1 pseudogene is annotated in these 414 nt (G+C 58.0%); it reads left to right on the top strand.

Annotated elements, in window-relative coordinates:
* Positions 1-414, top strand: a pseudogene (locus tag JUK32_RS02000) (IS21 family transposase); the annotation flags it as partial.

Raw genomic sequence — 414 nt, 5'->3', positions numbered from 1 at the left:
CCGCCTGCGAGACTGGAGCACCCGGAGCGACCCGTTAGCTGGGGTGTGGGAAGAGGAGTTGGAGCCGATGTTGAGGCGGGAACCACGGCTGCAGCCCATGACCTTGTTCGATTACTTGCAAGAGCACTATCCCGGTCAATATCCGCAAGTACTGCGCACCTTGCAACGGCGGGTGAAGACCTGGAAAGCGTTGTATGGCAAAGCGCCCGAGGTGATGTTTGAGCTGCGCCACGAGCCAGGGGTGATGGGCATCTCCGACTTCACTGAGCTGAAAGGGGTAGAGATTACCATCAACGGCCAACCGTTTGAGCATCTGCTCTATCATTACCGCTTGGCCTACAGCGGTTGGCGCTACGCCCAGGTGATTCAAGGCGGCGAGAGTTTCGTCGCCTTATCAGAAGGGTTGCAGAATGC

Source organism: Halomicronema sp. CCY15110 (assembly GCF_016888165.1).
In the GTDB taxonomy this organism is placed as follows: domain Bacteria; phylum Cyanobacteriota; class Cyanobacteriia; order Phormidesmidales; family Phormidesmidaceae; genus Halomicronema.
The sequence above is the reverse complement of the archived record's forward strand: the minus strand, read 5'-3'. Positions and strand labels throughout refer to the sequence as shown.